The sequence below is a fragment of the Carnobacterium sp. GW821-FHT04C06 genome (assembly GCF_059420345.1).
This window is the reverse complement of sequence record NZ_JBWKTN010000001.1, coordinates 177960-203536: the sequence shown is the minus strand read 5'-3', so window position 1 is coordinate 203536 and position 25577 is coordinate 177960. Positions and strand designations below refer to the sequence as shown.

Here is a 25577-nt window from a genome sequence, read left to right as displayed (position 1 = left end):
TGAAGGAGCGAATCAATGAATGGCTGAAATTAATGTGAAAATTGATGTGTTTGAAGGGCCGCTTGATTTGTTGCTTCATTTAATTCAACAATTAGAGTTGGATATTTACGATATTCCAATGGCTGAAGTCACAGCACAATACCTAGCTTATCTTCATACAATGAAAGAACTAGAGCTGGATATTGCAGGAGATTATCTAGTCATGGCAGCTACTTTAATGGCCATTAAAAGCAAGATGTTGCTGCCTAAACAAGAACTTATTTTAGATGACGAAGATGAGTCGTTTTATGAAGATGGAGAAGATCCGCGGGATGCTCTTGTTGAACAACTATTAGAATATCGTAAATACAAATATGCAGCGACAGTATTAAAAGATAAAGAAGAAGAACGAAGCCAGTATTATACGAAAACACCAACAAATTTACAGCATTTACAAACAGAAGTTCCTTTAAAATCAGAACAAATTACAACAATTGATTTGTTTATGGCTTTTCATGAAATGCTAACAAAAAAGAATCGTAAAATTCCAATGCAAACAAAAATCAAAGCAGAAGAAATTACGATTGACGATAAAATGAAACTGATATTAAATAAATTAAACAGTCATCAAAGTCGTAATGGTTTGTTATTTGAAGAATTTTTTGACGCTACAACTAAATCAGAACTAGTCACAACTTTTATGGCGTTACTAGAATTGATCAAAGAAGGAACCATTAGAATCAATCAAGAAGAAATTTGTGGAGATATTTTAGTGTTTGAAAATCAAGAGTCCGTCAATCAAGGAGAAGGTAAGAATGAATGAAATAGCAGCGATTGAAGCATTGCTTTTTGTATCAGGTGATGAGGGCTTATCATTAGAAGAGATGGCGTCATTACTAGATACATCTACACAATTTACGTATCAATTATTAATGCAGTTGCAACAACGGTACATTGAATCTAAAACAAATGGACTAATGCTACTTGAAGTAGGCAATCATTATCAATTGGCTACTAAAAAAGAATACGCTAATTTAATTAAAAAATATGCAGTCTCGCCGTTATCCACGAATTTATCACAGGCCGCATTAGAAACGCTTGCGATTATTGCCTACAAACAACCGTTAACCCGGATGGAAATTGATGAAATTAGAGGCGTGCAAACAAGTGGTGCTTTGCAAAAACTTCTTTTAAGAGGATTAATTGAAGATAAAGGGCGAGTTAATGGGCCAGGTAGAGCTATTTTATATGGAACATCCGCTTATTTTATGGATTATTTTGGCTTAAAAGATATAAAAGAATTACCAACAATTGATGAATTAGAACAAAGTCCTGATGAAAGCGAATCAGATTTATTCTTTGAAAAATTTAATCAACAATTTCAACTAAATGAAGAATAAAGGGGATTAAATAATGGAACGTTTACAAAAAGTAATGGCACACGCAGGTGTAGCTTCTCGAAGAAAAGCAGAAGAATTAATTGCAAAAGGTCACGTAAAAGTGAATGGAAAAGTTGTAACAGATATGGGGGTTCAAGTTGGAAACTCAGATAATATTGAAGTAGATGGTGTTCCAATCGACCGTGAAGAACCAGTTTACTTTTTATTGTACAAACCAAGAAATGTGATTTCTGCCGTGAGCGATGATAAAGATCGACCTGTTGTAACGGACTTTTTTGGTTCCGTAAAACAACGTATTTATCCAGTTGGACGTTTAGATTATGATACGACAGGATTATTGCTTATGACAAATGACGGAGAACTTTCTCAAATGTTGATGCATCCTAAATACCATGTTGCAAAAACCTATGTCGCTAAAGTAAAAGGTGTTATTTATCCAACTGACACGAGAAAGCTAGACAAAGGAATTGTCATTGATGGCAAAAAAACGTCTCCTGCACAAACAAGAATTATTTCAGTCGATAAAGTAAAGCAGACTTCAATTGTTGAAATTACTATTTTTGAGGGACGTAATCATCAAGTGAAAAATATGTTTATGGCAATCAATCATCCTGTTCAAAAATTAAAACGTGAAACATATGGTGGTTTAACTTTAGAAGGTTTAAAACCAGGAGAATGGCGTGAATTAAAAGGTTTTGAAGTGAATCAACTTCGTGTTCTTGCTAAAGAAAGTCAACAAAATAAAAAATAAGATCAGCCCCTTTTGGTTGATAAATGAAACAGTTGTTGTGTATAATTAGTGATATAATAACAATTTTTAGATAGGGTTGGAGAAAGAGGTGTTTATCAAATGAATAATGATGCAATGAATATACTGGTTGTTGATGATGAAGATCGAATTCGTCGTTTATTAAAAATGTATTTAGAGCGAGAAAACTTTATCATTACTGAAACAGACAATGGAGAAGATGCTCTTTTTCTAGCTCTTGAAAATGATTATGACTTAATTTTACTTGATTTGATGCTTCCTAAAATGGACGGTATTGAGGTTGCTAAACAACTACGTGAAAAAAAAGAAACGCCAATTATGATGTTGACAGCAAAAGGTGAAGAAACGAATCGGGTTCAAGGCTTTGAAGTTGGTGCAGATGATTATATTGTAAAGCCGTTTAGTCCAAGAGAAGTTGTCTTACGAGTAGCCGCAATTTTGAAACGAACACAATTAGCAAAACCTAAAAAACAAGAAAATCCAGATTTAATTATTTTTCCTCATCTAGAAATTGACAATCAGGCTCATCGCGTTTTATCTGATGGAAAACCTGTCAATTTAACACCGAAAGAATACGACTTACTTCTTTATTTAGCACAAGCTCCTGATCAGATTTTTGGCAGAGAACAATTGCTTAGAGAAGTTTGGAAATATGAGTTTTTTGGTGATTTAAGAACAGTGGATACTCATGTAAAACGGTTGCGTGAAAAACTAGCACAACAATCAGAAGTAGCCTCTAAAATGATTGTGACTGTCTGGGGCTTAGGTTATAAGTTTAATTCTCACTACGAGAATAAGGAGTAGTAACCTTATGACTAAACTAAACAGCATTGTGTTTCGAACGTGGCTAGTGACGATGGCAATTGTTGCATTCTGTTTGATTTCTAGTACAGTAATTTATTCATACATTTATCAAAAACACGTTCAAGAAATCTATTTAAGTGATTTTAAAGACGCCATTAAAAGTATTGAAAAGCGGGTAATCGATGATCCGCTTTTTGTTTTAGAAAATACAGATAAATTTACTTCTTATGATTCACATTTGTTTTTTTATCTTGAATATGATGATCAAAAAGCAGTTTTTTATAATGATTTCTATAACGAACTACCTAAAAATTATTTGACGCAATTATTGAATCGTAAAGATGTAAAAGAAATTATTCATTCTGGTAAAGACAGTGTGTTGTTAGAAGAGGAAAGCGATAAAGAAAGTAAAAATGGTTCTTTTATTCTAAAAATAAATTTCTTTGAACACGATGGTAAGCGTGGCGTTCTCTATTCGTACGGTGATTTATCTTTCTTAACAAAGATTGATAAAAAAATGACGGAGTGGACGGCTTTTATTTTTGTGATGCTCCTCATATTATCTGTGCTGTTTTATCAATTCCTTAAATATAGAATTGGTACTCCGTTAGCAAAAATGCGTGATATTGCTTTTGAATACGCCAAAAATGACTTTTCACATCAAGTGCCTGTTAACTCCAAAGATGAGTTGTCACAGTTAGCACTAGCGATGAATAAAATGGGGAAATCATTGGAAGCCATTGGAATGTCTACCAAACAAGAAAAAGAATTATTAGCTCATATTGTGTCTTCCATGACAACGGGTATTTTGTATTACAATCGAGATAAAACACTTTTAACTTCCAATCCAACAGGAGATGAATTTTTAAATCGTTGGCGCTTAAATGGTCAATATCATGAAAGTGAAATTCTTCCGTATGTCTTAGATGGGAAAATAGACGAAGTAATCGAAAAAAGAAATGGATTGAGTTTCGAATTAGAGATTGATGATGCTTATTTTACTTTAAACTTAGTACCCCTTTTTAGTGAAGCGCCTTGTATTGTTCGTGGTGTGTTGATTACGATTCAAAACATGACAAAAGAACGTCGATTAGACACGATGAGAGTGGATTTTATTAACAATGTGTCTCATGAATTAAGAACACCCTTAGTGATGATAAGAGGTTATAGCGAAGCAATACTAGATGATGTTGCTGAAACAAATGAAGAAAAACATGAAATGGCAAAAATTATCTGGGAAGAATCAGAACGAATGAGTCGGATGGTTAACGAGATGTTAGATCTATCAAGAATGGAAGCAGGCTATATTGAGTTAACAAAAACAGAGGTCGATTTATACGAATTTTTTAAAGACCTCTTGACGAGATTTAGCCAATTAGCGGAATCTAATCATGTCCGTCTTGAATTAGATATCCAAGATGGCATGACGAGTTATTGGATGGATGAAGATAAAATGAATCAAGTTTTATTTAATTTAATCAATAATGCCATTCGCCACACAAGTTTAGCTGAACCAATTGATGGAATACGTTATGTTAAATTATTGATTCATTTAGATGAAGTTATGGACGAATTGTTAATTGAAATTATCGATAATGGAACTGGAATTCCAAAACAAGATTTGCCCTTTATCTTTGAACGTTTTTACAAAGCTGATAAGGCCCGAGTGATGAATAAACAAAATCAAACGGGAACTGGAATTGGCTTATCAATCGTTAAAAATATCGTTGAAGAACATGATGGCTATATGGAAGTTCAAAGTGAAGTTAATACTAAGACACGTTTTATCATTCACTTGCCTTACTTGGATGAACAAGACAAACACGAATAATAAAAAAACAATTCCTAAAAATAAGTAGGGATTGTTTTTTTGCTTACTATTTGTTAGCATTTCTGTTGCTAATTAAATTAAAATTGTGTATAATGTTACTTGTACATGAGAGTGTATAAAATAATACAATGATTCGTCTTCAGGGGCAGGGTGAAATTCCCGACCGGTGGTAAAGTCCACGAACTGATTGTTTCGGCAATTGGTTGAATTGGTGTAATTCCAATACCGACAGTAAAGTCTGGATAAAGAAGATGGGGCTTATTTGAGTGAATTCAATGGCTCTGTTTAACTTTTTTTCTGAAGAAAAAGTTAGGCGGGTTTTTTATTTTTCTCAACTATTCCATAATCGCTCTAGATGAATCCTTTTAGGAGGATTTTTTATGAAAACCAGTAATACCAAAAGGTTAGTCGGGATCGCAATGCTAGGGGCAATTGCCTTTGTGCTGATGTTTTTTGCTTTTCCAATCTTACCAAGTGCCAGTTTTATGAAAGTCGATTTTAGTGACGTGCCAGTCTTAATGGGGATGTTTTTATACGGACCTATTGGAGGTGTACTAGTGGCGCTAATTAGAACCGTCCTTCACTATATTCAAACAGGTGGAGATATGGGGTATCCAATTGGCGATATTGCGAGTTTTATTGCGAGTTTAGCCTATGCAATGCCAATTTATTTTATTGTCACTAAGCAACAGCGTTATGATATGAAAACGCTAGTAATGGCTAATATTGTTGGAACTGTTTCTTTAACTACAGTTTTATCAATTGCAAATTGGTTTGTTATTACACCATTGTATATTACAATCATGGGCTTTAATTTAGGGCCAGTAAAAGAGATTGTTTTATATGGCGTAGTGCCTTTTAACATTTTAAAAGGACTAGTGGTGGGAATTGTCTTTATTGGACTATTTGCAAAATTAAAACCCTTTATTTTAAGAAATCAATTACGAAATTATTAATCTACTAAAGAAATGTTGTTAAATTTAATCCATTTAACAACATTTCTATTTTTATGAAATTCAAATAAACACAGCAAATTGACTTCTATACCAGTTTTTACTACTATGAAATAGAGGGACTAGTCTATAGAAAATGGTGTAGTGCTTCTAACGATTGCGCCAGTTGGACAAGCTAGGTAGGCTGCTTTAAAAGATTCCACGTCCTCTTTGCCTAAAGGGAGAGCTCCTTTATTATTATCTGAAATTGTATAAGCAATACCCTCTTCGTTATAATTAAATACTTGTGGTGCTTTGATTTGACACAAGCCACAAGCAATGCATTTCTCTTGATCCACTTTTGTATAATACATAATTTAACCTCTTTTTATTTTACTTGGAAGGAATGAACCAATTGGAATCATCACTTTATTTAGAGTACCTCTTCTTAAGTTTATTTTCAAGAAAAGAAGCAAGAAAACCGATATCTGTCTTTCATATTCTGACTGGAAAGCGCACGGCATCAATCTTATATGTAGCAGAAAGCTATCAATTAAAGCATTTTTTTAGTTGTTTTCGTCACTTGAAAAAAGAGGAATACCTCAAAAAAATGGATATCCTAATCGAAAGAAATGAATTAAAGACAACATCAGACAACCTTGTCTATTTGACTGAAAAAGGTGAAAAGGCGGTCGTTATTTTTTTTGAAAATCATTATTATCCTACCCATTTTAACGGTTTATTAGAGGGAAGAAGTTTAAAATCATTTTGGAGGTTATTAACCTTTGTCACTCAAGTACTTTCTGAAATGAGCCATGAGAATGTTCGTTACTTGCCAATTGAAAAAGAATGGAAACAGCAAATCTGGTTAAAGAGTTGGTTGCAAATGCAAAAAAAGATGCTTTCAAAAGAAATGTTAAGTCAAAGTTTTGCAAAAGAATGGATGGCGTTGTTAGCAATGATAGAACCCATTGGAGCAACGGTTATTAGCTTGAAACTGACGGGCTACAAAACCTATGGAAAAACAGCAAAACAAATTTCAATTCTTTTAGAACGGGAATTAGATGAAATCCAAGTAATTTTAACAGATGGCTTGTTTCAGTGTATTAAATACATCAAAGAATCAAATGAGTTCCCGCTTTTCTTAGAACTTTATCTAGAAAGTATTCGTAAAATCAGTTTATTCAATCAAAGTACGCTAGAGACTAAAAAATTAATTGACGAAGGAAGCTCTCTTGATGAAGTTGCGACAAAACGTGGGTTGAAACTCAGTACCGTTTCTGAGCATTTAATTGAATTAGCAATTCTTGATGAAACTTACCCAATTAAAGAACTAATACCTGAGCGTGACTATCGACAAATAATGGGATTATTTGAACTAAATCCAACAATTGGTTATTATGAGATAGAAGAACAAGGTTACCAAATTCCCTTTTACATCTATCGTTTACTTCAAATTGAAAGAAGGCGAACAAATGGTTGAGCCAATAATCTTGAAAAAAACATTGAAAGCCTATTTTGGTTACGATTCATTTAGAGATGGACAAGAAGAAACGATTACTGCCGCATTAAAAGGACAAGATACATTGGTGTTATTGCCAACAGGAACAGGAAAATCAATTTGTTACCAGTTAACCGGTTATTTATTAGAAGGCACTGTTGTCATTGTTTCACCACTACTTTCATTGATGCAAGATCAAGTGGAGCAATTGCAATTATTAAAAGAAAAAAGAGTGGCTGCATTAAATAGTTTGCTAGATTATTCAGAAAAAGAATTCATTATCCGTCACTTAAATGAGTATAAATTTTTATTTCTATCTCCTGAAATGTTACAAAATGAACGTATTCTAGCAGCATTGAAACAACTAAAGATTTCGTTATTTACAATTGATGAGGCTCACTGTATTTCACAGTGGGGCATGGATTTTAGACCTGATTATTTGGAACTTGGAAAAATCAGAGCAGTATTAGGGAATCCTCTTACGATGGCATTGACTGCGACGGCTAATCGTCAAGTTAAAGAAGATATTTTAGCCTGTTTAAAATTAGATCCACTTCAAACAACTCAAATCGTACATTCTGTTGATCGAAAAAATATTGCTCTTGTAACAATTACGTGTGATAAAGACAAAAAAGAGCAATTGCTCAAGCAAGTTAAGAAATTAAAAAAACCGGGAATTATTTATTTTTCAAGTAAAAAAATGGCTGATGACATGGCTGATTTTTTAAGGAAAAGCTTAGCAATTCGTGTTGCTAGTTACCACTCTGATTTAGAAACCGCCGATCGGATTTTGTTGCAACAACAGTTTATTTATGATGAAATTGATGTGATATGTGCGACAAATGCATTTGGTATGGGTATTAATAAAAAAAATATTCGTTTTGTAATCCATTATCATATGCCAGCAAGCGTCGAAGCTTATTTACAAGAAATCGGGCGTTGTGGTCGTGATGGAAAGCCTAGTGTTGCCATCTTGCTCTATGAGCCCGGTGATGGATATATACAAGTGCGATTACAAGAAAATGATTTGCCAACAGAAGCGATGTTAGAGTATGTTTATCGAAAGAATATCGTGCTTGAAGGAAGTTGCAGTGTTAGTCAGCAAAGGCTGTTAGAAAATTATTTAGCTTCAAAAATCCCACTTGCTCAGGCTAAACAGCAGTTAAGAGCCAGAGTGATTCGTAAAGAAGAACAGTTGCGTTATATGATTACTTATGCAGAAACAAAAGAATGCAAAAGAAGAGTGCTTCTACACTATTTTGAAGAAAAACTTAATAAAACGGTAGAAAATTGTTGTAGCAATTGTGGCATTGATGAAGAAATTTATGAGATAGATGAAAAAAACCTTGAAAACAGAGCGTTTTCCAGTGTTGATTCTTGGGAAAAAATTTTGCAAGAGATGTTTTCGTTAGAAACTTTTAAAAGACAAGACTAACTGAACTATGGTACAATAAAAGCGAACTATTTTTAGGAGGAAGTCTAAATGAGTAAAAATAAATCAAATGACCCATCAAAAGAAGCGTGGTCGCGTAAATTCAGTGAAGAAGAAGGAACGACTGAAGGCAATTATTCTAGAACGGCGCGTAAAAAATCTAAGGGTGGAATTTCTCCAATCCTAACTACTTTATGTGTATTTTTGGCCTTATTAATTATTCTGCCAATTGCAACTTATTGGTGGTATACAAATGCAGCTTCATCTGAAGATCCAAAATCCAATGATGATCAAGTAACGATGAGCAGTAGCAGTGAAAGCAGTAAAAAAGAAAGCTCTTCTTCAAAAGAAGAAAGTTCTAAAGAAGAGGTATCTTCAAGTGAGGAAGCTGTTTCACAAGAGCAGCCACCAGCTGAGTCTTCATCAGAAGAAGTGACTCCGCCAGAGGAATCAACTCCACCTCCAGCAAGTGAAGAACCACCTGCAACAGAAACGTCAAAAACCCACACAGTTCAAGTAGGCGATACATTATATCGTATTGCTACTAACAATGGATTAACTGTGGCGCAATTAAAAACATTAAATGGTTTAAGTTCAGATAACGTTCCAGTTGGAACAGTTTTAAAACTAAATTAATTGCTTAAAGCCGTCAGATATGGCGGCTTTAATTTTGTGAAAAAGTTGATTTTTAAGAGAAAGAAGGCACATTATGAATCCAAAAAAATTACGAATTGCAATTGACGGTCCTGCTTCTGCTGGGAAGAGTACCGTTGCTAAAATAGTGGCAAAAGATTTAGGCTATGTTTATTGCGATACTGGAGCGATGTATCGTGCGTTGACTTACTATGCGTTACAAAATGGTATCACGCCAGAAGATGAAGCAGGGCTTGTTGAACTATTAAAAAAAATGAAGCTACGTTTCGATCCAAGTACAGCCATCCAAAAAGTATTTATCAACAATGAAGAAGTAACAGAGGCTATTCGACAACCAGATGTGACGAATAATGTTTCAGCCGTTTCAGCTCATGGAGAAGTTCGAAAACAATTAGTTAAGTACCAACAACTTATTGCAGCTGACGGAGGTATCGTAATGGATGGACGCGATATTGGAACGGCGGTTTTACCTGATGCTGAAGTGAAAATATTTATGGTTGCAAGTGTTTCCGAACGAGCAGAACGTCGGTTTAAAGAAAACACTGAAAAAGGCATTATGACCCCTCTTGAAACTATCGAAAAAGAAATTGCAGAACGCGATTACAAAGATTCAACGAGAGCCGTTTCGCCTTTAATTCAGGCAGAAGATGCCTTTTTAGTCGACACAACAAGCCTGTCAATAGATGGAGTCGTTGCTAAAATCAAAGAGATTATCGCAAAACAGCAATAATATCAAAAGAATTGCTTTAAAATAGTGATGTTTTAGTGGCATTATTTTAAAATATTCGTTAAAATAGGTAAGAAGGACTTTAATAGCTGTTAGGAGGATTTAATGATGACAGAACATGTAGAAAAACAAGAAGTAGAAGCAACAGAAACAATGATGGATGCAATGAATAGTGTCCAAGAAGTTAATATTGGGGATATCGTAAAAGGTGAAATCCTAAAAATCCAAGATAATAAACAAGCAATTGTTGGGATTATTGGAGGAGGCGTTGAAGGCGTAATTCCTTTCAACGAATTATCAGCTTCACCATTTGAAAATGTAACAGATATTGTGAATGTTGGGGATGTTGTTGATTTAGTTGTTATTAAACCAATCATGGACAAAGAGAATGGAAGCTTTTTACTTTCTAAACGCCGCATTGACGCTAAAAAAGTATGGGAAGACATCCAAAAAGACTTTGAAAATGGAACAATTATCGAAGCACCCGTTACAGATGCAGTTAAGGGTGGACTAGTAGTGGACGCTGGCGTACGTGGATTTGTCCCAGCTTCAATGGTAGATGCACACTTTGTTGATGATTTTTCAGTATATAAAGGTCAAACCTTACGTTTCAAAATCGTTGAAATTGAACCAAGTGAAAATCGTTTGATTTTATCTCATAAAGCAGTTGTTGAAGCTGAAAAAGAAGTTGCTAAAAAAGAAGTATTAGCTAAATTAGTTGAAGGCGATACTGTGACCGGAACGGTTGCACGCTTAACAAACTTTGGTGCTTTTATTGATTTAGGTGGCGTAGACGGTTTGGTTCATATCTCACAAATCTCTTACGACCACGTTAAAAATCCAGCAGATGTATTAACTGTTGGCGATTCAGTCGAAGTGAAAATCCTTTCAATTGATACTGAAACTGGACGCATCTCATTGTCAATCAAAGATACACAACCAGGACCTTGGGATAATATTGAAGAACGTGCAGCAGTTGGAACAACTCTAACAGGAACAGTGAAACGTTTGACAAGTTTTGGTGCATTTGTTGAAGTATATCCTGGTGTTGAAGGTCTGGTTCATATCTCACAAATTTCTCACAACCATATTGCAACACCGCATGAAGTGTTACATGAAGGTGATGAAATTAAAGTGAAGGTCTTAGATGTTAACCCTGGTGATCAACGTTTATCTTTAAGCATTAAAGCGTTGCAAGAAAAACCAGCTGGACTTAAAGAAAAAGAAGAAGTAGTAGATTATGAATTGCCAGAAGAAGATACAGGTTTTACTTTAGGAGATATTCTAGGGGAACAACTTTCTGATATGACAACTGAAGACGATCAATAATAAAAAAAGAGAAGCGTTAAAAAGCGCTTCTCTTTTTTTTAATGGAAAAGTTCTAATGAAGCGAGTACTTCCTATAAGAAAAGCTTGCATGTTGAAGGGTTATTCTATAAACTACTAGATGGAACAGTAAAAAAACTAAGCTAGAAGTTTATCCTTGAAAGAGAATTCGTACTTTTAAAAAGTGTCTTTCAATGGACATGTGGGAAACAAGGGAACATTAAATAATTGCTTAGCACTCATTTTGATCCAATAAAATAAAAGAAAAAGAAGGAGGCTAAATCTATGGCAAAACCAGTTATCGCCATTGTGGGTCGTCCAAATGTAGGAAAATCAACAATCTTTAATCGTATCGTAGGTGAACGTATTTCAATCGTAGAAGATGTATCAGGAGTGACTCGTGACCGTATTTATTCGCAAGGAGAATGGTTAGGTAAAGAGTTTAATATTATTGATACAGGTGGAATCGATATTGGAGACGAACCATTTTTAGAACAAATTAAACAACAAGCAGAAATTGCAATTGACGAAGCCGATGTTATTATTTTTATTACAAGCGGTAGAGAAGGCGCAACCGATGCAGATGAAAATGTTGCAAAAATTTTATATCGTACTCACAAACCAGTGTTATTAGCTGTTAACAAAGTGGATAACCCTGAAATGAGAAATGATATTTTTGACTTTTATTCATTAGGATTAGGCGATCCTTATCCAATCTCAGGAAGCCATGGTTTAGGCATCGGGGATTTACTAGATGCGGCAATCAGCCATTTTCCAACAGAAGAAGAAGAAGAATATGATGAATCTGTTATTAAATTCAGTTTCATTGGTCGACCAAATGTAGGTAAATCATCACTTGTTAATGCTATTCTTGGTGAAGAGCGTGTGATTGTATCTGACGTTGCTGGAACTACCCGTGATGCGATTGATACAAAATTTGAATCAGCTGATGGAACAGAATTTGTCATGATCGATACAGCAGGTATGCGTAAACGTGGGAAAGTTTATGAATCGACTGAAAAATACAGTGTGTTACGTGCGTTGAGAGCGATTGAACGTTCAGATGTGGTTCTTTGTGTGTTAGACGCAGAAGAAGGCATTAGAGAGCAGGACAAGAAGGTAGCAGGATTTGCCCATGAAGCGGGTAAAGGGGTTATTATTGTTGTAAATAAATGGGATACCCTAGAAAAAGACAACAGCACAATGAAAAAATTCGAAGAAGATATTCGTGAATCATTTGCTTACCTAAGCTATGCACCAATCGTTTATGTTTCTGCTAAAACAAAACAACGTCTGCATACATTGCCAGAAGTTATTGAACGCGTTAGCATGAGTCAAAACTTGCGTATTCAATCAGCAGTCCTAAATGATGTTATTATGGATGCTGTTGCAATGAATCCGACGCCAACAGATAAAGGCAAACGTTTGAAGATTTATTATGCAACTCAGGTTGCTGTAAAACCACCTACTTTTGTCATTTTTGTTAATGAACCTGAAATGCTTCATTTTTCATATTCACGTTTCTTAGAAAACCGTATTCGTGATGCCTTCACCTTTGAAGGAACACCAATTAGAATCATTGCTAGACAAAGAAAATAAGCATTTTAACACATTCGAGACGTCATTTCAAATAATTTGAAAAAAATGGAAGAAATGATTAAAAAATGCGCTTAAAATAGTAAAAATCATTGCAGTATCAGCATTTGTATGATATCTTTTTAGAAGAAATGTTGTTTCTGAATTTCAGTTCAATAATTTCTTTCAAGCCAATTTTGGACCACTCAATTTTGGTATTATCGATGTATATTTGCTTATATTAAACAAAGCATTTATTCTTCTTTTCGAGGGAGGTGAAATACACATGGCTAACAAAGCAGAATTAATCGAAAGCGTTGCAACTTCTACAGGTTTAACTAAAAAAGATGCAACTGCAGCAGTTGATGCAGTATTTGAAACTATCCAATCTACTCTAAGTGCGGGTGAAAAAGTTCAATTAATCGGTTTTGGTAACTTTGAAGTGCGCGAACGTGCTGCACGTAAAGGTCGTAACCCTCAAACAGGGGAAGAAATCCAAATCGCTGCAAGCAAAGTACCTGCATTCAAACCAGGTAAAGCTCTTAAAGATGCAGTTAAATAAGACTAAAAGTGAAAGGTTACTGTACTTGTACGGTAGCCTTTTATTCTATTTTTTGTTATACATAGTTGTAAAATTATTAAAGAAGTGAGAGGATGGGTGTCATTTGCAGCAGCAGATTCATCAAGTCGATGGTGTCTCCACGATTTTTTTTGCAGAAACGCTAAATAAATTGGTTGTTGATTACATGCCACGATTTAAAAACATTGAGCAACTACTGATTATTACGAACCAAACCACATATGAACGTTATTATGAGAAGCTAACGCTACTTTTTAAACAGCAAGAATTACTTTGGTACATTTGCCCGAATTCTTTAGAGGCTAAAAGTTTTAAAGAACTTTTAGCCTTGATGACTTATTGTGATGAAGTTGATTTGAATGAACAATCTTTGATTGTAGCTATCGGTACTGAACCCGTTATTCAATTAGGGAATTTTTTTGCTCATCTTTATTTTAAAAAATATCCACTAGTAGCCATTCCAACGAGTTTAGAAGCACTTAGTGGAAGTATCAGTGGAGAAGCTTACCTAACTCAAGAAGGGAAAGTGACTGGTCTAGTTAATCAAACCATTTCTACTATTTTTTTAGATGGTCGTTTGCTCTCAATAGATGATCTGGAAGAAGCTCAAAGAGGTTTTGCTAGTTGGTTACAAGTAGCAATTAGTCACAACAAAGCTTTGTACGCTCAATTACTAAAAGGCTTTAACGATTCAAAGGATTTACAAGAGAATAGTATGATTCCTTATTTATCGACATATCTAGCTACAGTGAATGAGCTTCATCAAAAAAAAGCATCAATGAAATTGTTAGGGCTAGATTTTCAAAAGGCATTAACGACCTTTAATGGCGAAAAACGATTGACAACAAATAGTGATACAATTATTGGAATAACATTAGGATTCATTGCATCTCAGCAACGAAATGGATTTTCAGCAGAACTAGAAATTTGGCTTAAACAAATTCAATGTCTGGGTTATCAACTAGATTTACCGGAAAATTGGTTTGTAACGGATATCGTTGAAAATCTACATCAGCATTCTGCTCAGTTTTATGTACTGTCAAAAGATGGGAAATTGACAAGGGAAGAGTTTCAAAAATCAGAGTTATTAACAATAATCATGAAGTACCAAGAATTATCAAAAAGGAGTTTTTATAGATGAGTTATGGAGAACAAATGATTGCGGCACTACAAGACAATCAGTTAATGGAAGCACAAGACTATTTTCAAGAAGCCTTGGCAAAGGATTTACCAGATGAGTTGTATATTCTAGCAGATACATTATACGAATTGGGATTTTTAGATGAAACAAAAGCAATCTATGAACAACTATTAAAAGAATTCCCAACAGACGATGAATTAAAAATCGGTTTAGCTGAAATTTCAATTGAATCAGATGAGATTGATGAAGCAATGGATTGGCTGTTAGAAATTGAAGAAGACAGTCCAGCATATCCGCAAGCATTACTTGTCTCTGCTGATTTATATCAAGTTCAAGGTTTATATGAAGTTAGTGAGCAAAAGCTCTTACAAGCAAAGGAAATCCTTCCTGAGGAGCCTATTTTAACATTTGCCCTAGCGGAGCTTTATTTTACAATGGGGAAATATGCGCAAGCAATTCATGGTTATGAAGAGTTATTAGCGCAAGGAATTGACGATATGACAGGAATTAATCTATCTGCTCGTTGTGGAAGTGCCTACAGCGCGGTAGGCGATTTTGAACAGGCGATTCCTTATTTAGAAACAGGTGTTGAAGAGAATGAATCCACCGATTTATTATTTGAACTGGGTTTCACTTATTTGCAAAATAAAGAATTTCGTCGAGCAAGTGAAACTTTATTTAAGTTAAAAGAATTAGATCCGAGTTATACCTCGCTTTATCCGTATTTAGCTAAAAGTTTAGAAGAAGAAAATCAGTTAGATAAAGCTTCAGAAGTAATTCGAGAAGGTTTACGAGTAGACCAATTTAATCATGAACTTTTCTACTATGCTGCTCAAATCTTCTTAAAATTAGACAACGAAGAGCAAGCAGAAACTTATTTAGAAGAAGCCTTGGCTCTTGAACCTGAGAGCGAAGTGATTCAACTTGCTTTGACTAATTTGTTTATCAAACAAGAGCGCTTTGAAGAGAGTGTTCTAGCTATTCAAAAAGCGTTGATTAACGAAGAAGCAGATCCACAATTTTACTGGAACTTAGCGATTGCCTATGAAAACCTTGAAGAGTACGATGCTGCGAATGAAGCGTATCAAAAAGCCTATGAAGCATTTAAACACAATAAAGATTTTCTTAAAGCCTATGCGCTTTTCTTGAGAGAAGAAGGCAATCTGAAGTTAACAAAAACAGTATTATCTGAATACCTTGCACTTGAACCAACCGATGAAGAAATGATCTTACTCTTAGATGAAATCAATAGCGAATATTAATCAAATACGTTATAATAAATGGAATCAAGCAATGACTATCCTATGCGATTGCTAAGAATAGGGGGACGCCCAAGATGAGTACAAAAGTATCACTAGAAACCAAAAAAGCTTTTTTAAGTTTATTTTTAGATCGCTATCAGTTGAAGAGAAGAGAATCTATGTGGATCATCAACTATTTACTCAATCATGATGTTATTTTAAGTCGGGTGCATTTTGTTGAAGCTGTTGAAACAACTCCTAGAGGAATGGCATTATCTACTATTGGAATGCAAGAAGCGCCTTTTCAATTTTATAAAGAAGGAACAATTTTTAATGACCCCGAGCAAGCTTTTCATGAAGTCCGCTTGAATTGGAATGACGATTTATATGTCGAATTGTTTTTTCAAGATCAATGGCATGTACCAGAATATTTAGCTGTTTTGGAAGATAATCCATTCCATCGTTGGAATGACACAATTAGCGACCAAATAAAAGCGGAGGTTGAAGAAGCACTCTTTAGTTTGACGTTAGCCAAGCAAAAAACAGAATTGTTAAAAAAAATTGACGATGCGCTAGAAAGTCAAAATAAAGAAGAGTTTATAGAATTATCTGCTGCATTAAATTCACTTGAAAAAGAAATCAGTCGTTTTTAATCTTACAAGCAAAACTATCTAGCCAACGCGCCTTTTGGGAAGTTTGCTAGATAGTTTTTTAGTCTTTGAAAACATGAAATAGTTTGTTACTATAAAAGAGTAGCAACATACTAAATTGAGGTGATTATGATGGTTGATAAAACATTAAAACAAATGCAAGATGAGGTTGATGGGTACATTACTCAATTTAAGACTGGCTATTTTTCGCCACTAGGTCAAATGGCAAGATTGACTGAAGAAGTTGGTGAATTGGCAAGAGAGGTCAATCATTATTATGGTGAGAAACCAAAAAAAGCGAGTGAAGAAGCGAAAGAAATTGCAGAAGAACTGGGCGATTTATTATTTGTCACCATTTCAATGGCTAATTCATTAGACATTGATTTAACGCATTCATTCAATCAAGTGATGGAAAAATTTAATCAACGGGATAAAAACCGTTTTGAAAGGAAAGAAAATTAGGATGATTAAAATAGTAGTAGCAGGTTTCAAAGGGAAAATGGGATTGACAGCCACTAAGATGGTAATAGAAAATGAGAAATTTGAATTAGTAGGCGTCTTAGATCCAATGGCAACGGAAGCGAATTTAAATGAATTACCAGAGTTTGTTCAATTGGATATCCCTGTGTTTCATCAAAAAGAAGAGCTTGTAAAACAAGTGAAGCCAGACGTTTGGATTGATTTTACCATTCCTAAAGTAGCGTATCAGCACACTTTATTTGCTGTTGAGAATGGCATTCGACCAGTTGTAGGAACAACAGGTTTTACTGAAAGCCAAGTAGCAGGGTTGATTACACAAACAAAAGAGCAACAGCTAGGTGGATTAATCGCCCCTAATTTTGCCATTGGAGCCATTTTAATGATGCAGTTTGCAGCAAAAGCAGCAGAATACTTTCCAGATGTTGAGATTATGGAACTACACCACGACCAAAAATTAGATGCCCCAAGTGGAACAGCGATTAAAACAGCAGAAATGATAGCTGAAGTTCGAGGGTACCATCAACAAGGAAATCCAGCTGAAAAAGAATTAATTAAAGGAGCACGTGGAGCAGATTTTGAAGGCATGAAAATTCATAGTGTTCGCTTACCAGGCTTAGTAGCACATCAACAAGTTCAATTCGGTAGTGCAGGTGAAGGGTTAACGATTCGCCATGATTCCTATGACCGCGCGTCCTTTATGACAGGTGTTGCATTAGGTTGTGAAAAAGTGATGGAATTGGATCAGTTAGTTTATGGGTTGGAAAATCTTTTATGAGAAAATTAGATTCTGAATTTATGAAGGCTTTGCCTGTTATCCAAAAAATTCAAGAAGCAGGATATGAAGCGTATTTTGTAGGCGGAAGTGTGCGGGATAGGATTTTAAAAAAGCCAATTGCTGATGTGGATATTGCAACAAGTGCATTTCCTATGGAAGTCAAAGAAATTTTTCCTAGAACGGTAGATGTTGGGATTGAACATGGTACGGTGATGGTTCTATTTGAAGGCGAAGGCTATGAAGTCACCACGTTTAGAACAGAGTCGACTTACCAAGATTATCGACGACCAGATACGGTTACCTTTGTTCGTTCATTAGAAGAAGATTTAAAACGTAGAGACTTTACGGTAAATGCGTTAGCCATGAATAGTGAAGGAGAGCTAATTGATTATTTTGGCGGTTTGAAAGATATTGAAAAAAAAATAATCAAAGCGGTCGGATCTGCTTCGGAGCGTTTCCATGAAGATGCGTTACGAATGATGCGAGGCGTTCGCTTTGTTAGTCAATTAAATTTTTCAATGGAAACTAAAACCGAATTGGCTATAAAAGAGCACCATGCTCTTTTAGAAAAAATTGCAGTTGAACGTATCCAAGTTGAATTTGTCAAATTATTATTGGGACAGGGTCGACAAATTGGGTTAAGAAAAATGATTGAAACAGAGTTGTATCAATTTTGTCCAGGATTAGCGTCTAAAAAAGTGGGATTAACCTCTTTTGCAAAATTTGAAACGCGATTAGTGACGTCAACTAGTGCTTGGACCTTATTAACTTATTTTATTGAATTACCGGTTTCAGAAATTGAGAACTTTTTAAGAAATTGGAAATGCTCTAAAAAAGAAATTAAGCATATAATCAAAGAACGGATTGCCTTTGATCAAAGGCTAGAATCTTTTTGGAATAAAGAGCGATTGTATCAAGCAGGTCTTGACATTGCATTGGAAGTTGAAACCTTAGTTGACGGTTTTCAGCAAGAAAGCCAATTAGAGACTGTTCAAGAGCTATATGAGGCTTTGCCAATTAAAGAGCGTCAAGAGATGAACGTGAGTGGGAGCGACTTAATAACAGCCTTAAAACGACCTGCTGGTCCTTGGTTAGGAGAATTGTTAGCAAAAATTGAGTATCAATTATTAATTGGGGCCATTCCAAACCAACAACAAGCGATTCTTGAATGGGCTTTAGAGGCTGTAAAAGGAGAAGAAGCATGATGATGGAAGAACAAAGTAAACGATTTTTAGTGAAAAATGAAGATACTGCTTTGGCTTTTGGATCGGGAGATTTACCTGTCTTAGCCACGCCACGTTTAATTGCAATGTTAGAAAACACAGCAAAAGAAATGCCTTTAGAGCTTCTGAAAGTTGATGAGACAACAGTTGGCATCGAAATGAACTTAAAACATTTAAAAGCTACAGCAGTTGGAAAAGAAGTTGTGTGCTTTGCAAAGCTGACAGAAATAAAAAAATCAATTTTATTTTTTGAGATAAAAGCAACTGTTGGTGAGGATGTTATTGCAACTGGAACTCATATTCGCGCTATCGTAAATAAACAGCTTTTTATGAAAAAAATTTAAATTTAATTAAAAAAAGAGTTGGTTGTTCTTTTAACAGCCAACTCTTTTTTTTATTGCTAAATAACTAGGTATTTTCTTTGTAGTAACAAGGGTTTCATTTTTTTTGAAAATTTAATTACAAAAAATAAGTAAAAAGTCTTTACTTACTAAAAGAAAGATGTTAACATATTGTTTGTAAGTAACTAAGAGGAGGAAACAAATTATGTCAAACCAATACACAGAATTATTAAAAAATCGTCGTTCAATTTATGGATTAGGTAAAAATGTTTCATTATCAAATGACAACATTGTTTCATTAGTAAAAGAAGCAGTAAAAGAAAGTCCATCTTCATTTAACTCACAAACTTCACGAGTGGTTGTTTTATTTAATGAATCTCATGATAAATTATGGGATATCGTTGAAGCAGCACTTCGCAAAGAAGTACCAGCAGATGCCTTTGAAGCGACTGCAAATAAATTAGCTTCATTCCGTGCCGGAAAAGGAACGATTCTTTATTTTGAAGATATGGATATTGTTAAAAATCTACAAGAACAATTTGCATTATATGCGGATAACTTCCCAGTATGGTCTGAACAAGCAAGCGGAATTGCACAACATTCAGTTTGGACTGCATTAGCAGTAGAAAACATTGGTGCTAGCTTGCAACATTACAACCCATTAATCGATGACGCTGTTAGAGCTGAATTTGATTTACCAGCTTCATGGAACTTAAGAGCGCAAATGCCATTTGGTTCAATTGAACAAGCCGCTGGCGAAAAAGAATATATGGATGATGCAGCACGTTTCCGTGTATTTAACTAATAAATGATTTTTCAAACACCTTCATAACAGAATTATTATGAAGGTGTTTTTTTGTATTTATTCATGAATTGTTTTTACTGAAGCAATTTTCATGAAGGTATGTTAAAATAATAATGTGAGGAAGCTTAATTCGTTAACGCTAACACTCTAATTCTAGCTGGAAAGCAAAGGAGATCAGACTTATGAAAAAAGAAGTAACAGCACTTAAATTTATTTTCCGCAATGGTGAAACTTGGACAATTGAAAAGCAACACATTGGGGATCTTTGGATCAAACAAATTACAACAAGTTTTGGACGTATTGGAGACAGTGATTTCCAAGAAATTCATCCTTGTGAATCATTAAGAATTGAAATTGCTCAAGAAGCCGATCACGTTCATACAGATGATATCAACTTAGGTGGTTTGGAATTAGGCATGTTCGAGCGTGCAACACAGTACCCTGATATTGAAATGATGGACATCTTATATAAAGATGCTGATCACCCATTATCAAATGTTATCGTCGCAACAGACCGTGTCTATTTCCCATATAAAGCAAAAGACGTGGATGGAAATGACAATGAATTCCAAAGTGCATTTATTGCAAATAAAAATTTATATGTTGTGATTGATCCAACTAAAACAGCAAAAGAAATTTATTCTGATAAACTTTAATCCTGTATTCGCAACTAAGCTGAAAAGCTTAGTTGTTTTTTTGTTTTAAAGTGAACGCATTTTTGTAATTTTCTTCGCTTCATAGTATGATGAGAGATGACGAAAACATAACGAATCAAGAATTAGGTGAAAAAAGTGAAAACGAAGACAACATATGCAGTTGTGGACATTGAAACAACTGGTGGAAATGCCTTAAATGGAGATAAAATTATCCAATTTGGCTGCGTTTTAATAGAAGATGGAAAAATTGTTCAACAATTTGCAACAGATATTAATCCCTTGATTCGCATCCCAAAACAAATTGAGCATTTAACTGGAATTACAACAAAACAGGTAGCAAATGCGCCGTATTTTGAAGATGTTGCAACAACGATTTACAATTTATTAGAAGGTTGTATTTTTATTGCTCATAATATTCAATTTGATTATCAATTTTTAAATAATGAATTTAAACAAGCGGGTTATCCTCCGCTAACGCTAAAAGGAATGGATACAGTTGAACTAGCTCAAATCTTATTGCCTACAGCTCCTAGTTTTAGGTTAACCGATTTAGCGAATCAATTTCATTTTCAACACAGTAATCCTCATCAAGCAGATAGTGATGCTTATGTGACGGGAGAGTTATTTTTAATGTTGCAGCAAATAGCGATGAATTTGCCCTTGGTTACATTGGAAAAAATGGTGGAATTAGCTCTTTTTTGTTCAATGAATACAAATGAATTTTTTGTTGATTGTCTTGAAAAAGTACGCAGTGAAATTCCTCCTTTACCGGACGCTTTGATGATTAAGGATGGTTTAGCACTTCAAAAAAAAGAGATTCAATTGGAACAAGTTGGCAACTGGGGAGAAACAAAAAACTATCCACTTTCATTAGTAGAAAAGGAGCAATTATTTGCCGATCATTTGGTTATTCGTGAAAGCCAAGTGACTATGATGGATCGAGTTTACGATACTTTCCAAAAAGATTCGAATGCACATCTAGCAATTGAAGCCGCTACTGGCGTGGGGAAAACGTTAGGTTATCTAATTCCATTAGCGTATTTAGCCAATAAAAAAAAACCAGTTGTGATTAGCACGTATACGACATTGTTGCAAAAACAACTGATTGAAAAAGATATTGTTCAATTAAATAAGTTAGTGCCTTTTAACGTAAATGCAGCTATTTTGAAAAGTAAAAATCATTACCTTCATTTATCACGTTTTGCTGAGGAAATAAAATCAGAAACCTTAAACAAGAATGACGCTCTTTTAAAAATGCGTTTACTAACTTGGTTAACACAAACAGTAACTGGCGATTTAGATGAACTAAATATGACCAACTTTAACGGAACCTTTTGGAAGAAAGTTTGTCACCATGGCTGGTTAAACGATCCTAGAGAGGATCCTTGGTATAATGAAGATTTTTATTTATTTGCCAAAAAAGTCGTGCAACAGGCGAGCATTATTATCACTAATCATGCTTTTTTATGCCATGATTTTAAACGAGAGGTACCGGAACTTCCTGAAGTAGATCGATTTATTATTGATGAAGCGCATCATTTATCGGATGTAGCAGTTGCTGCTTCTAGTGAGACGTTTAGCTACTACCAAGTGCACCACGCTTTGAAGTTGATTGGGCGTATTGATAGTGAAGATAGTTACTTAAATCAATTTGAAAGTTTGTCAAAAAAAGTAAAAAGTATTTATGCGTATCAATTAAGTAATATAGAAATGAGCGGGTTGTCTTTAAGTGAAGAACTAGCGGAATTTTTAGATGAGTTGTTATTGATTTGTCATCAAATGGCTACAAAAAAATTGGATAAAAGTGAAGAAATTAATGTAATGCTGAGTGACACAATCCAGTGGTCTCTTGAAAATAAACGAAAAATAAAAAAAATTAGTGCACAATTTACGGAAATTTGTCAGCTTGGTTTTGAATTGGTTCAGCAGCTAATACGTGAGCCAGAAACATTAAGTTTAACAGAAAGTTATTTTGTTGAAGATTTCAATGTGTTGTTAACTAGTATAGAGCAACAGGGGACAATGTTTAAAACTATTTTTAACAATGAAAATCCCTATGCAGTTACTTGGTTTTCTTATAAGGAAAAGAGTCCTAAAAATAGTTTTAAAATCAAACGCTCTACTATTAATAGTTCGGAATTTTTAAAAGAACATTTGGTTGAACAGGCCAAACAGATTGTCTATACAGGAGCAACACTGGAAATCAGAGGAACATTCGATTATTTTGAGGAACAAATTGGTGAAAAAGAGTTAGATACGTTAATATTAGCATCCCCTTACGATTACAAAAACCAAGCGAGACTCTATTTACCCACTGAAATGGGAAGCATTAAATCAATGTCGAAGAAGCATTACGTAGAATCGATTGTAGCACAATTAATTCAATTGATTGAAAATAGCCAAGAAAATATTATGGTTTTATTTAATGCCTTTGAACCTTTGCATGATGTGTATCGCTTGTTACAACAAAACCATTTATTTAATCAACGTGAAATTTTAGCTCAAGGAATTTCAGGAAGCCGAGAACGAATTTTAAAACGCTTCTTTCATGCGAATGGCGGCATTTTATTAGGTGCAGATAGTTTTTGGGAAGGCGTGGACTTGCCAGGGAAATCATTAAGAATCATCATTGTGACCCGATTGCCTTTTGATTCACCAGAACAACCCTTTGTAAAATCAAAATACCATTACCTTGAAACATTAGGTGAAAATCCTTTTTCAGTTGAAGCATTGCCCAAAGCTACGTTACGTCTAAGACAAGGATTAGGTCGTTTGATTCGTTCAGAAACCGACAGAGGAATAATGTTGGTTTTAGATGACCGCTTATTTAAAACAAACTACGGCAAACAAATGTTGCACTCATTGCCGACAGACTTGCCTAAAAAAGAACTCCCTATGACTGAAATCGTAACTGAAATTCAAGATTTCTTAAGCTAAATTAAAGAATTTTTTAGCATTTTCAAACCGCAAAAGTAAAAAAGTTTGGTATAATAAGACGACTGAAGAAAGATCTTCTAATGTAAAGTAGGTGAAAAAATGAAAAAATGGTTTGTGTTAATTTTAACCATTATAATGGCAACGATTGTAGTTGGCGCTGCAACGATTTATTATCAAGGGAATCATCCCATGTCAAAGGCAAAATCAGAAGCAATCGATATTGCTAAAAGTGAAACAGACTTAAAGGAAGTGGATAACTTCTACTGGTACAATGGCAAGGAAACCTATTTTACAGTAACGGGTAAAACGAATAAAAATAAATCGATTATTGTGATTATTGCAAAAAAAGGTGGAAAAACAACGGTAATCGATGCAGATAAAGCAATTTCTGAAGGACAAGCTCGAAGCATGACAAGAGAAGCTAAAAATCCAGAAAAAATATTAGAATCACGAATTGGAATGGATAAAAAAGTCCCAATTTGGGAAGTAGCTTATCAAGAAAAAAATGGTAGACTAGGCTATCATGTGATAACCTTAGAAGATGGCGAGTACATTCGTGATATCGGCAATATTTAACTAGGGGGGAATTGATATGAGCAAATTAGCTAAAAGAATGGAGCATATTTCCGAATCCATTACGTTAGCAACATCAGCAAAGTCTAAAAAATTGATTGCTCAAGGCATTGACATCATTGGTTTAGGAGTAGGGGAGCCTGATTTTCAAACAGCTGATACGATTAAAGCAGCGGCAATTGAAGCCATTCAAAATGGACGGGCAAGTTATTATACACCCACAGCGGGTTTGCCTACATTACGAGATGCAGTTATAGAGCGAACGTTACTAGATACTGGATTGGTTTATTCTGATGCAGAAGTTATTGTAACGGATGGAGCAAAAAATGCACTTTATAATCTATTTCAATCTATCCTCAATCCTAAAGATGAAGTGTTGGTTCTCGCGCCGTTCTGGGTGAGCTATACGGAACAAGTCAAGTTAGCAGAAGGAACTCCCGTTTTGGTCAATGGACGACCTGAAAAAGACTATAAAATCACAGTTTCAGAGTTAGAAGAAAAGAGAACAAATCAGACAAAAGCACTTATTTTAAATTCTCCTTCAAATCCTACAGGGATGATTTACACGAGAGAAGAACTGCTAGAAATTGGCAATTGGGCAGTAAAACATAAAATTCTTATTATTTCTGATGAAATTTATGGTAAACTCATTTATAATGGACATGAGTTCATTTCAATTGCGACTTTATCTGATGAAATCAAGCGACAAACTATTTTGATTAACGGCGTTTCTAAAACGTATGCAATGACAGGGTGGCGAATTGGTTATGCTCTAGGAGACAGAGATATTATCAAAGGCATGATTGATGTTGCAAGTCATTCTACCAGTAACCCAACTGCAGCCAGCCAATATGCCGCAATCGAAGCCTTAAATGGCAATCAAGAAATTGTCGAAACAATGCGTCTTGCTTTTGAAGAACGTTTAAATATTGCGTATCCTTTATTAGCAGCCATTCCAGGATTTGAAGTGATTAAGCCCCAAGGAGCTTTTTATCTGTTTCCAAATGTTAAAAAAGCAGCAACAGCGTGTGGTTTTGATTCAGTAGATGCTTTTGTTGACGGTATTTTAGAAGAAGCCCATGTAGCCGTTGTTCAAGGATCTGGATTTGGCGCAAAAGATAATTTTAGAATCAGCTATGCAGCGGATTTAGAAACACTTAAAACGGGAATTGCAAGAATTCATCAATATGTACTAAAAAAAATGAATAACTAAACTATAGTTTAACTAAAAGGAGTATACAAAAC

Annotated in this window: 26 protein-coding genes and 1 riboswitch; of the genes, 25 read left to right on the top strand and 1 reads right to left on the bottom strand. The window is 34.7% G+C overall.

Translation table 11 applies throughout. From position 1 onward, the window contains the following. Positions 1 to 19 precede the first annotated feature (19 nt). From AC07SW_RS00970 to AC07SW_RS00945, 6 genes are all read left to right on the top strand, one after another. Positions 20 to 802, top strand: a complete 783-nt coding sequence (locus AC07SW_RS00970; RefSeq protein ID WP_034569525.1) for a segregation/condensation protein A — start codon at positions 20 to 22, stop codon at positions 800 to 802. Next, entirely contained in the window at positions 795 to 1379 is a 585-nt protein-coding gene (gene scpB, locus AC07SW_RS00965; protein ID WP_485402060.1) for an SMC-Scp complex subunit ScpB, read from the top strand. The genes AC07SW_RS00970 and scpB overlap by 8 nt, the downstream gene beginning before the upstream one ends. A 13-nt stretch (positions 1380 to 1392) precedes the next feature. Continuing rightward, on the top strand, positions 1393 to 2130 hold the full coding sequence (locus tag AC07SW_RS00960) for a pseudouridine synthase (protein WP_034569530.1): 738 nt from the start codon (positions 1393 to 1395) through the stop codon (positions 2128 to 2130). Between the two features lie 99 nt (positions 2131 to 2229). After that, positions 2230 to 2952 carry a response regulator transcription factor gene (locus tag AC07SW_RS00955; protein WP_119908095.1) on the top strand — a complete coding sequence of 241 codons (723 nt, stop codon included), beginning with the start codon at positions 2230 to 2232 and terminating at the stop codon, positions 2950 to 2952. A gap of 7 nt (positions 2953 to 2959) precedes the next feature. Then, a complete protein-coding gene (locus AC07SW_RS00950) occupies positions 2960 to 4783 on the top strand; it encodes a HAMP domain-containing sensor histidine kinase (RefSeq protein WP_311780121.1) in 1824 nt (607 codons plus the stop codon). A 131-nt stretch (positions 4784 to 4914) separates the two neighbouring features. Then, positions 4915 to 5040: riboswitch (FMN riboswitch) on the top strand. A 123-nt stretch (positions 5041 to 5163) separates the two neighbouring features. Then, entirely contained in the window at positions 5164 to 5739 is a 576-nt protein-coding gene (locus AC07SW_RS00945) for an ECF transporter S component (protein ID WP_034569541.1), read from the top strand. A gap of 119 nt (positions 5740 to 5858) precedes the next feature. On the opposite strand, the gene AC07SW_RS00940 is transcribed toward AC07SW_RS00945, so the two are convergent. Next, a complete protein-coding gene (locus AC07SW_RS00940; protein WP_494632090.1) occupies positions 5859 to 6089 on the bottom strand; it encodes a ferredoxin in 231 nt (76 codons plus the stop codon). Positions 6090 to 6121: 32 nt separating this feature from the next. On the opposite strand from AC07SW_RS00940, the gene AC07SW_RS00935 reads away from it, so the two are divergent. From AC07SW_RS00935 to AC07SW_RS00845, 19 genes are all read left to right on the top strand, one after another. Further along, entirely contained in the window at positions 6122 to 7198 is a 1077-nt protein-coding gene (locus tag AC07SW_RS00935; protein WP_494632089.1) for a YpbB family protein, read from the top strand. After that, positions 7191 to 8651, top strand: coding sequence for a RecQ family ATP-dependent DNA helicase (locus tag AC07SW_RS00930; RefSeq protein ID WP_135023700.1), 1461 nt, complete (start codon positions 7191 to 7193; stop codon positions 8649 to 8651). The genes AC07SW_RS00935 and AC07SW_RS00930 overlap by 8 nt, the downstream gene beginning before the upstream one ends. A 48-nt stretch (positions 8652 to 8699) precedes the next feature. Continuing rightward, the gene (locus AC07SW_RS00925) at positions 8700 to 9284 is read left to right on the top strand and encodes an SAG1386/EF1546 family surface-associated protein (protein ID WP_119908091.1); all 585 of its coding nucleotides are present in this window, start codon (positions 8700 to 8702) and stop codon (positions 9282 to 9284) included. 73 nt (positions 9285 to 9357) lie between these two features. Beyond that, positions 9358 to 10032, top strand: coding sequence for a (d)CMP kinase (gene cmk, locus AC07SW_RS00920; protein WP_119908090.1), 675 nt, complete (start codon positions 9358 to 9360; stop codon positions 10030 to 10032). Positions 10033 to 10137: 105 nt separating this feature from the next. Then, positions 10138 to 11358, top strand: a complete 1221-nt coding sequence (gene rpsA / locus AC07SW_RS00915; protein ID WP_034569556.1) for a 30S ribosomal protein S1 — start codon at positions 10138 to 10140, stop codon at positions 11356 to 11358. Positions 11359 to 11640: 282 nt separating this feature from the next. Next, the gene (gene der / locus AC07SW_RS00910; protein WP_034569559.1) at positions 11641 to 12954 is read left to right on the top strand and encodes a ribosome biogenesis GTPase Der; all 1314 of its coding nucleotides are present in this window, start codon (positions 11641 to 11643) and stop codon (positions 12952 to 12954) included. 262 nt (positions 12955 to 13216) lie between these two features. Continuing rightward, on the top strand, positions 13217 to 13492 hold the full coding sequence (locus AC07SW_RS00905) for an HU family DNA-binding protein (protein WP_074402679.1): 276 nt from the start codon (positions 13217 to 13219) through the stop codon (positions 13490 to 13492). 103 nt (positions 13493 to 13595) lie between these two features. Further along, a complete protein-coding gene (locus AC07SW_RS00900) occupies positions 13596 to 14651 on the top strand; it encodes a hypothetical protein (protein ID WP_494632087.1) in 1056 nt (351 codons plus the stop codon). Further along, the gene (locus tag AC07SW_RS00895) at positions 14648 to 15913 is read left to right on the top strand and encodes a tetratricopeptide repeat protein (protein WP_135023694.1); all 1266 of its coding nucleotides are present in this window, start codon (positions 14648 to 14650) and stop codon (positions 15911 to 15913) included. The genes AC07SW_RS00900 and AC07SW_RS00895 overlap by 4 nt, the downstream gene beginning before the upstream one ends. Positions 15914 to 15987: 74 nt before the next feature. Continuing rightward, positions 15988 to 16545 (top strand): ReoY family proteolytic degradation factor, encoded by a 558-nt coding sequence (locus AC07SW_RS00890; protein WP_034569569.1) that lies wholly within the window; start codon positions 15988 to 15990, stop codon positions 16543 to 16545. A gap of 129 nt (positions 16546 to 16674) precedes the next feature. Further along, positions 16675 to 17004 carry a nucleotide pyrophosphohydrolase gene (locus AC07SW_RS00885; protein WP_034569572.1) on the top strand — a complete coding sequence of 110 codons (330 nt, stop codon included), beginning with the start codon at positions 16675 to 16677 and terminating at the stop codon, positions 17002 to 17004. Position 17005: 1 nt separating this feature from the next. Then, positions 17006 to 17797, top strand: coding sequence for a 4-hydroxy-tetrahydrodipicolinate reductase (gene dapB / locus AC07SW_RS00880; RefSeq protein WP_034569575.1), 792 nt, complete (start codon positions 17006 to 17008; stop codon positions 17795 to 17797). Beyond that, the gene (locus AC07SW_RS00875) at positions 17794 to 19002 is read left to right on the top strand and encodes a CCA tRNA nucleotidyltransferase (RefSeq protein WP_494632086.1); all 1209 of its coding nucleotides are present in this window, start codon (positions 17794 to 17796) and stop codon (positions 19000 to 19002) included. Before dapB ends, AC07SW_RS00875 begins: the two co-directional genes overlap by 4 nt. After that, positions 19002 to 19364 carry a thioesterase family protein gene (locus AC07SW_RS00870; protein ID WP_494632084.1) on the top strand — a complete coding sequence of 121 codons (363 nt, stop codon included), beginning with the start codon at positions 19002 to 19004 and terminating at the stop codon, positions 19362 to 19364. Before AC07SW_RS00875 ends, AC07SW_RS00870 begins: the two co-directional genes overlap by 1 nt. A gap of 202 nt (positions 19365 to 19566) precedes the next feature. After that, positions 19567 to 20166 carry a nitroreductase family protein gene (locus tag AC07SW_RS00865; RefSeq protein ID WP_311780813.1) on the top strand — a complete coding sequence of 200 codons (600 nt, stop codon included), beginning with the start codon at positions 19567 to 19569 and terminating at the stop codon, positions 20164 to 20166. A gap of 182 nt (positions 20167 to 20348) precedes the next feature. Next, positions 20349 to 20822: a hypothetical protein gene (locus AC07SW_RS00860; protein WP_034569586.1), complete on the top strand. Its 474-nt coding sequence runs from the start codon at positions 20349 to 20351 to the stop codon at positions 20820 to 20822. Between the two features lie 135 nt (positions 20823 to 20957). Further along, positions 20958 to 23759, top strand: a complete 2802-nt coding sequence (dinG, locus tag AC07SW_RS00855) for an ATP-dependent DNA helicase DinG (protein WP_494632083.1) — start codon at positions 20958 to 20960, stop codon at positions 23757 to 23759. 99 nt (positions 23760 to 23858) lie between these two features. Continuing rightward, positions 23859 to 24335 (top strand): cell wall elongation regulator TseB-like domain-containing protein, encoded by a 477-nt coding sequence (locus AC07SW_RS00850; protein WP_135023684.1) that lies wholly within the window; start codon positions 23859 to 23861, stop codon positions 24333 to 24335. A gap of 16 nt (positions 24336 to 24351) precedes the next feature. Next, positions 24352 to 25545 (top strand): pyridoxal phosphate-dependent aminotransferase, encoded by a 1194-nt coding sequence (locus tag AC07SW_RS00845; protein WP_135023682.1) that lies wholly within the window; start codon positions 24352 to 24354, stop codon positions 25543 to 25545. Positions 25546 to 25577 lie beyond the last annotated feature (32 nt).

What these genes read in the sequence shown, in the direction of transcription:
- AC07SW_RS00935 (WP_494632089.1), top strand. Translation starts at nt 6,122, where the DNA reads ATGAACCAATTGGAATCATCACTTTATTTAGAGTACCTCTTCTTAAGT.
- AC07SW_RS00945 (WP_034569541.1), top strand. Translation starts at nt 5,164, where the DNA reads ATGAAAACCAGTAATACCAAAAGGTTAGTCGGGATCGCAATGCTAGGG.
- der (WP_034569559.1), top strand. Translation starts at nt 11,641, where the DNA reads ATGGCAAAACCAGTTATCGCCATTGTGGGTCGTCCAAATGTAGGAAAA.
- AC07SW_RS00955 (WP_119908095.1), top strand. Translation starts at nt 2,230, where the DNA reads ATGAATAATGATGCAATGAATATACTGGTTGTTGATGATGAAGATCGA.
- AC07SW_RS00950 (WP_311780121.1), top strand. Translation starts at nt 2,960, where the DNA reads ATGACTAAACTAAACAGCATTGTGTTTCGAACGTGGCTAGTGACGATG.
- AC07SW_RS00860 (WP_034569586.1), top strand. Translation starts at nt 20,349, where the DNA reads ATGAAAAAAGAAGTAACAGCACTTAAATTTATTTTCCGCAATGGTGAA.
- AC07SW_RS00865 (WP_311780813.1), top strand. Translation starts at nt 19,567, where the DNA reads ATGTCAAACCAATACACAGAATTATTAAAAAATCGTCGTTCAATTTAT.
- scpB (WP_485402060.1), top strand. Translation starts at nt 795, where the DNA reads ATGAATGAAATAGCAGCGATTGAAGCATTGCTTTTTGTATCAGGTGAT.
- AC07SW_RS00895 (WP_135023694.1), top strand. Translation starts at nt 14,648, where the DNA reads ATGAGTTATGGAGAACAAATGATTGCGGCACTACAAGACAATCAGTTA.
- AC07SW_RS00870 (WP_494632084.1), top strand. Translation starts at nt 19,002, where the DNA reads ATGATGGAAGAACAAAGTAAACGATTTTTAGTGAAAAATGAAGATACT.
- AC07SW_RS00970 (WP_034569525.1), top strand. Translation starts at nt 20, where the DNA reads ATGGCTGAAATTAATGTGAAAATTGATGTGTTTGAAGGGCCGCTTGAT.
- AC07SW_RS00850 (WP_135023684.1), top strand. Translation starts at nt 23,859, where the DNA reads ATGAAAAAATGGTTTGTGTTAATTTTAACCATTATAATGGCAACGATT.
- rpsA (WP_034569556.1), top strand. Translation starts at nt 10,138, where the DNA reads ATGACAGAACATGTAGAAAAACAAGAAGTAGAAGCAACAGAAACAATG.
- AC07SW_RS00905 (WP_074402679.1), top strand. Translation starts at nt 13,217, where the DNA reads ATGGCTAACAAAGCAGAATTAATCGAAAGCGTTGCAACTTCTACAGGT.
- AC07SW_RS00890 (WP_034569569.1), top strand. Translation starts at nt 15,988, where the DNA reads ATGAGTACAAAAGTATCACTAGAAACCAAAAAAGCTTTTTTAAGTTTA.
- AC07SW_RS00875 (WP_494632086.1), top strand. Translation starts at nt 17,794, where the DNA reads ATGAGAAAATTAGATTCTGAATTTATGAAGGCTTTGCCTGTTATCCAA.
- AC07SW_RS00930 (WP_135023700.1), top strand. Translation starts at nt 7,191, where the DNA reads ATGGTTGAGCCAATAATCTTGAAAAAAACATTGAAAGCCTATTTTGGT.
- AC07SW_RS00940 (WP_494632090.1), bottom strand. Translation starts at nt 6,089, where the DNA reads ATGTATTATACAAAAGTGGATCAAGAGAAATGCATTGCTTGTGGCTTG.
- AC07SW_RS00885 (WP_034569572.1), top strand. Translation starts at nt 16,675, where the DNA reads ATGGTTGATAAAACATTAAAACAAATGCAAGATGAGGTTGATGGGTAC.
- cmk (WP_119908090.1), top strand. Translation starts at nt 9,358, where the DNA reads ATGAATCCAAAAAAATTACGAATTGCAATTGACGGTCCTGCTTCTGCT.
- dapB (WP_034569575.1), top strand. Translation starts at nt 17,006, where the DNA reads ATGATTAAAATAGTAGTAGCAGGTTTCAAAGGGAAAATGGGATTGACA.
- AC07SW_RS00845 (WP_135023682.1), top strand. Translation starts at nt 24,352, where the DNA reads ATGAGCAAATTAGCTAAAAGAATGGAGCATATTTCCGAATCCATTACG.
- AC07SW_RS00960 (WP_034569530.1), top strand. Translation starts at nt 1,393, where the DNA reads ATGGAACGTTTACAAAAAGTAATGGCACACGCAGGTGTAGCTTCTCGA.
- AC07SW_RS00925 (WP_119908091.1), top strand. Translation starts at nt 8,700, where the DNA reads ATGAGTAAAAATAAATCAAATGACCCATCAAAAGAAGCGTGGTCGCGT.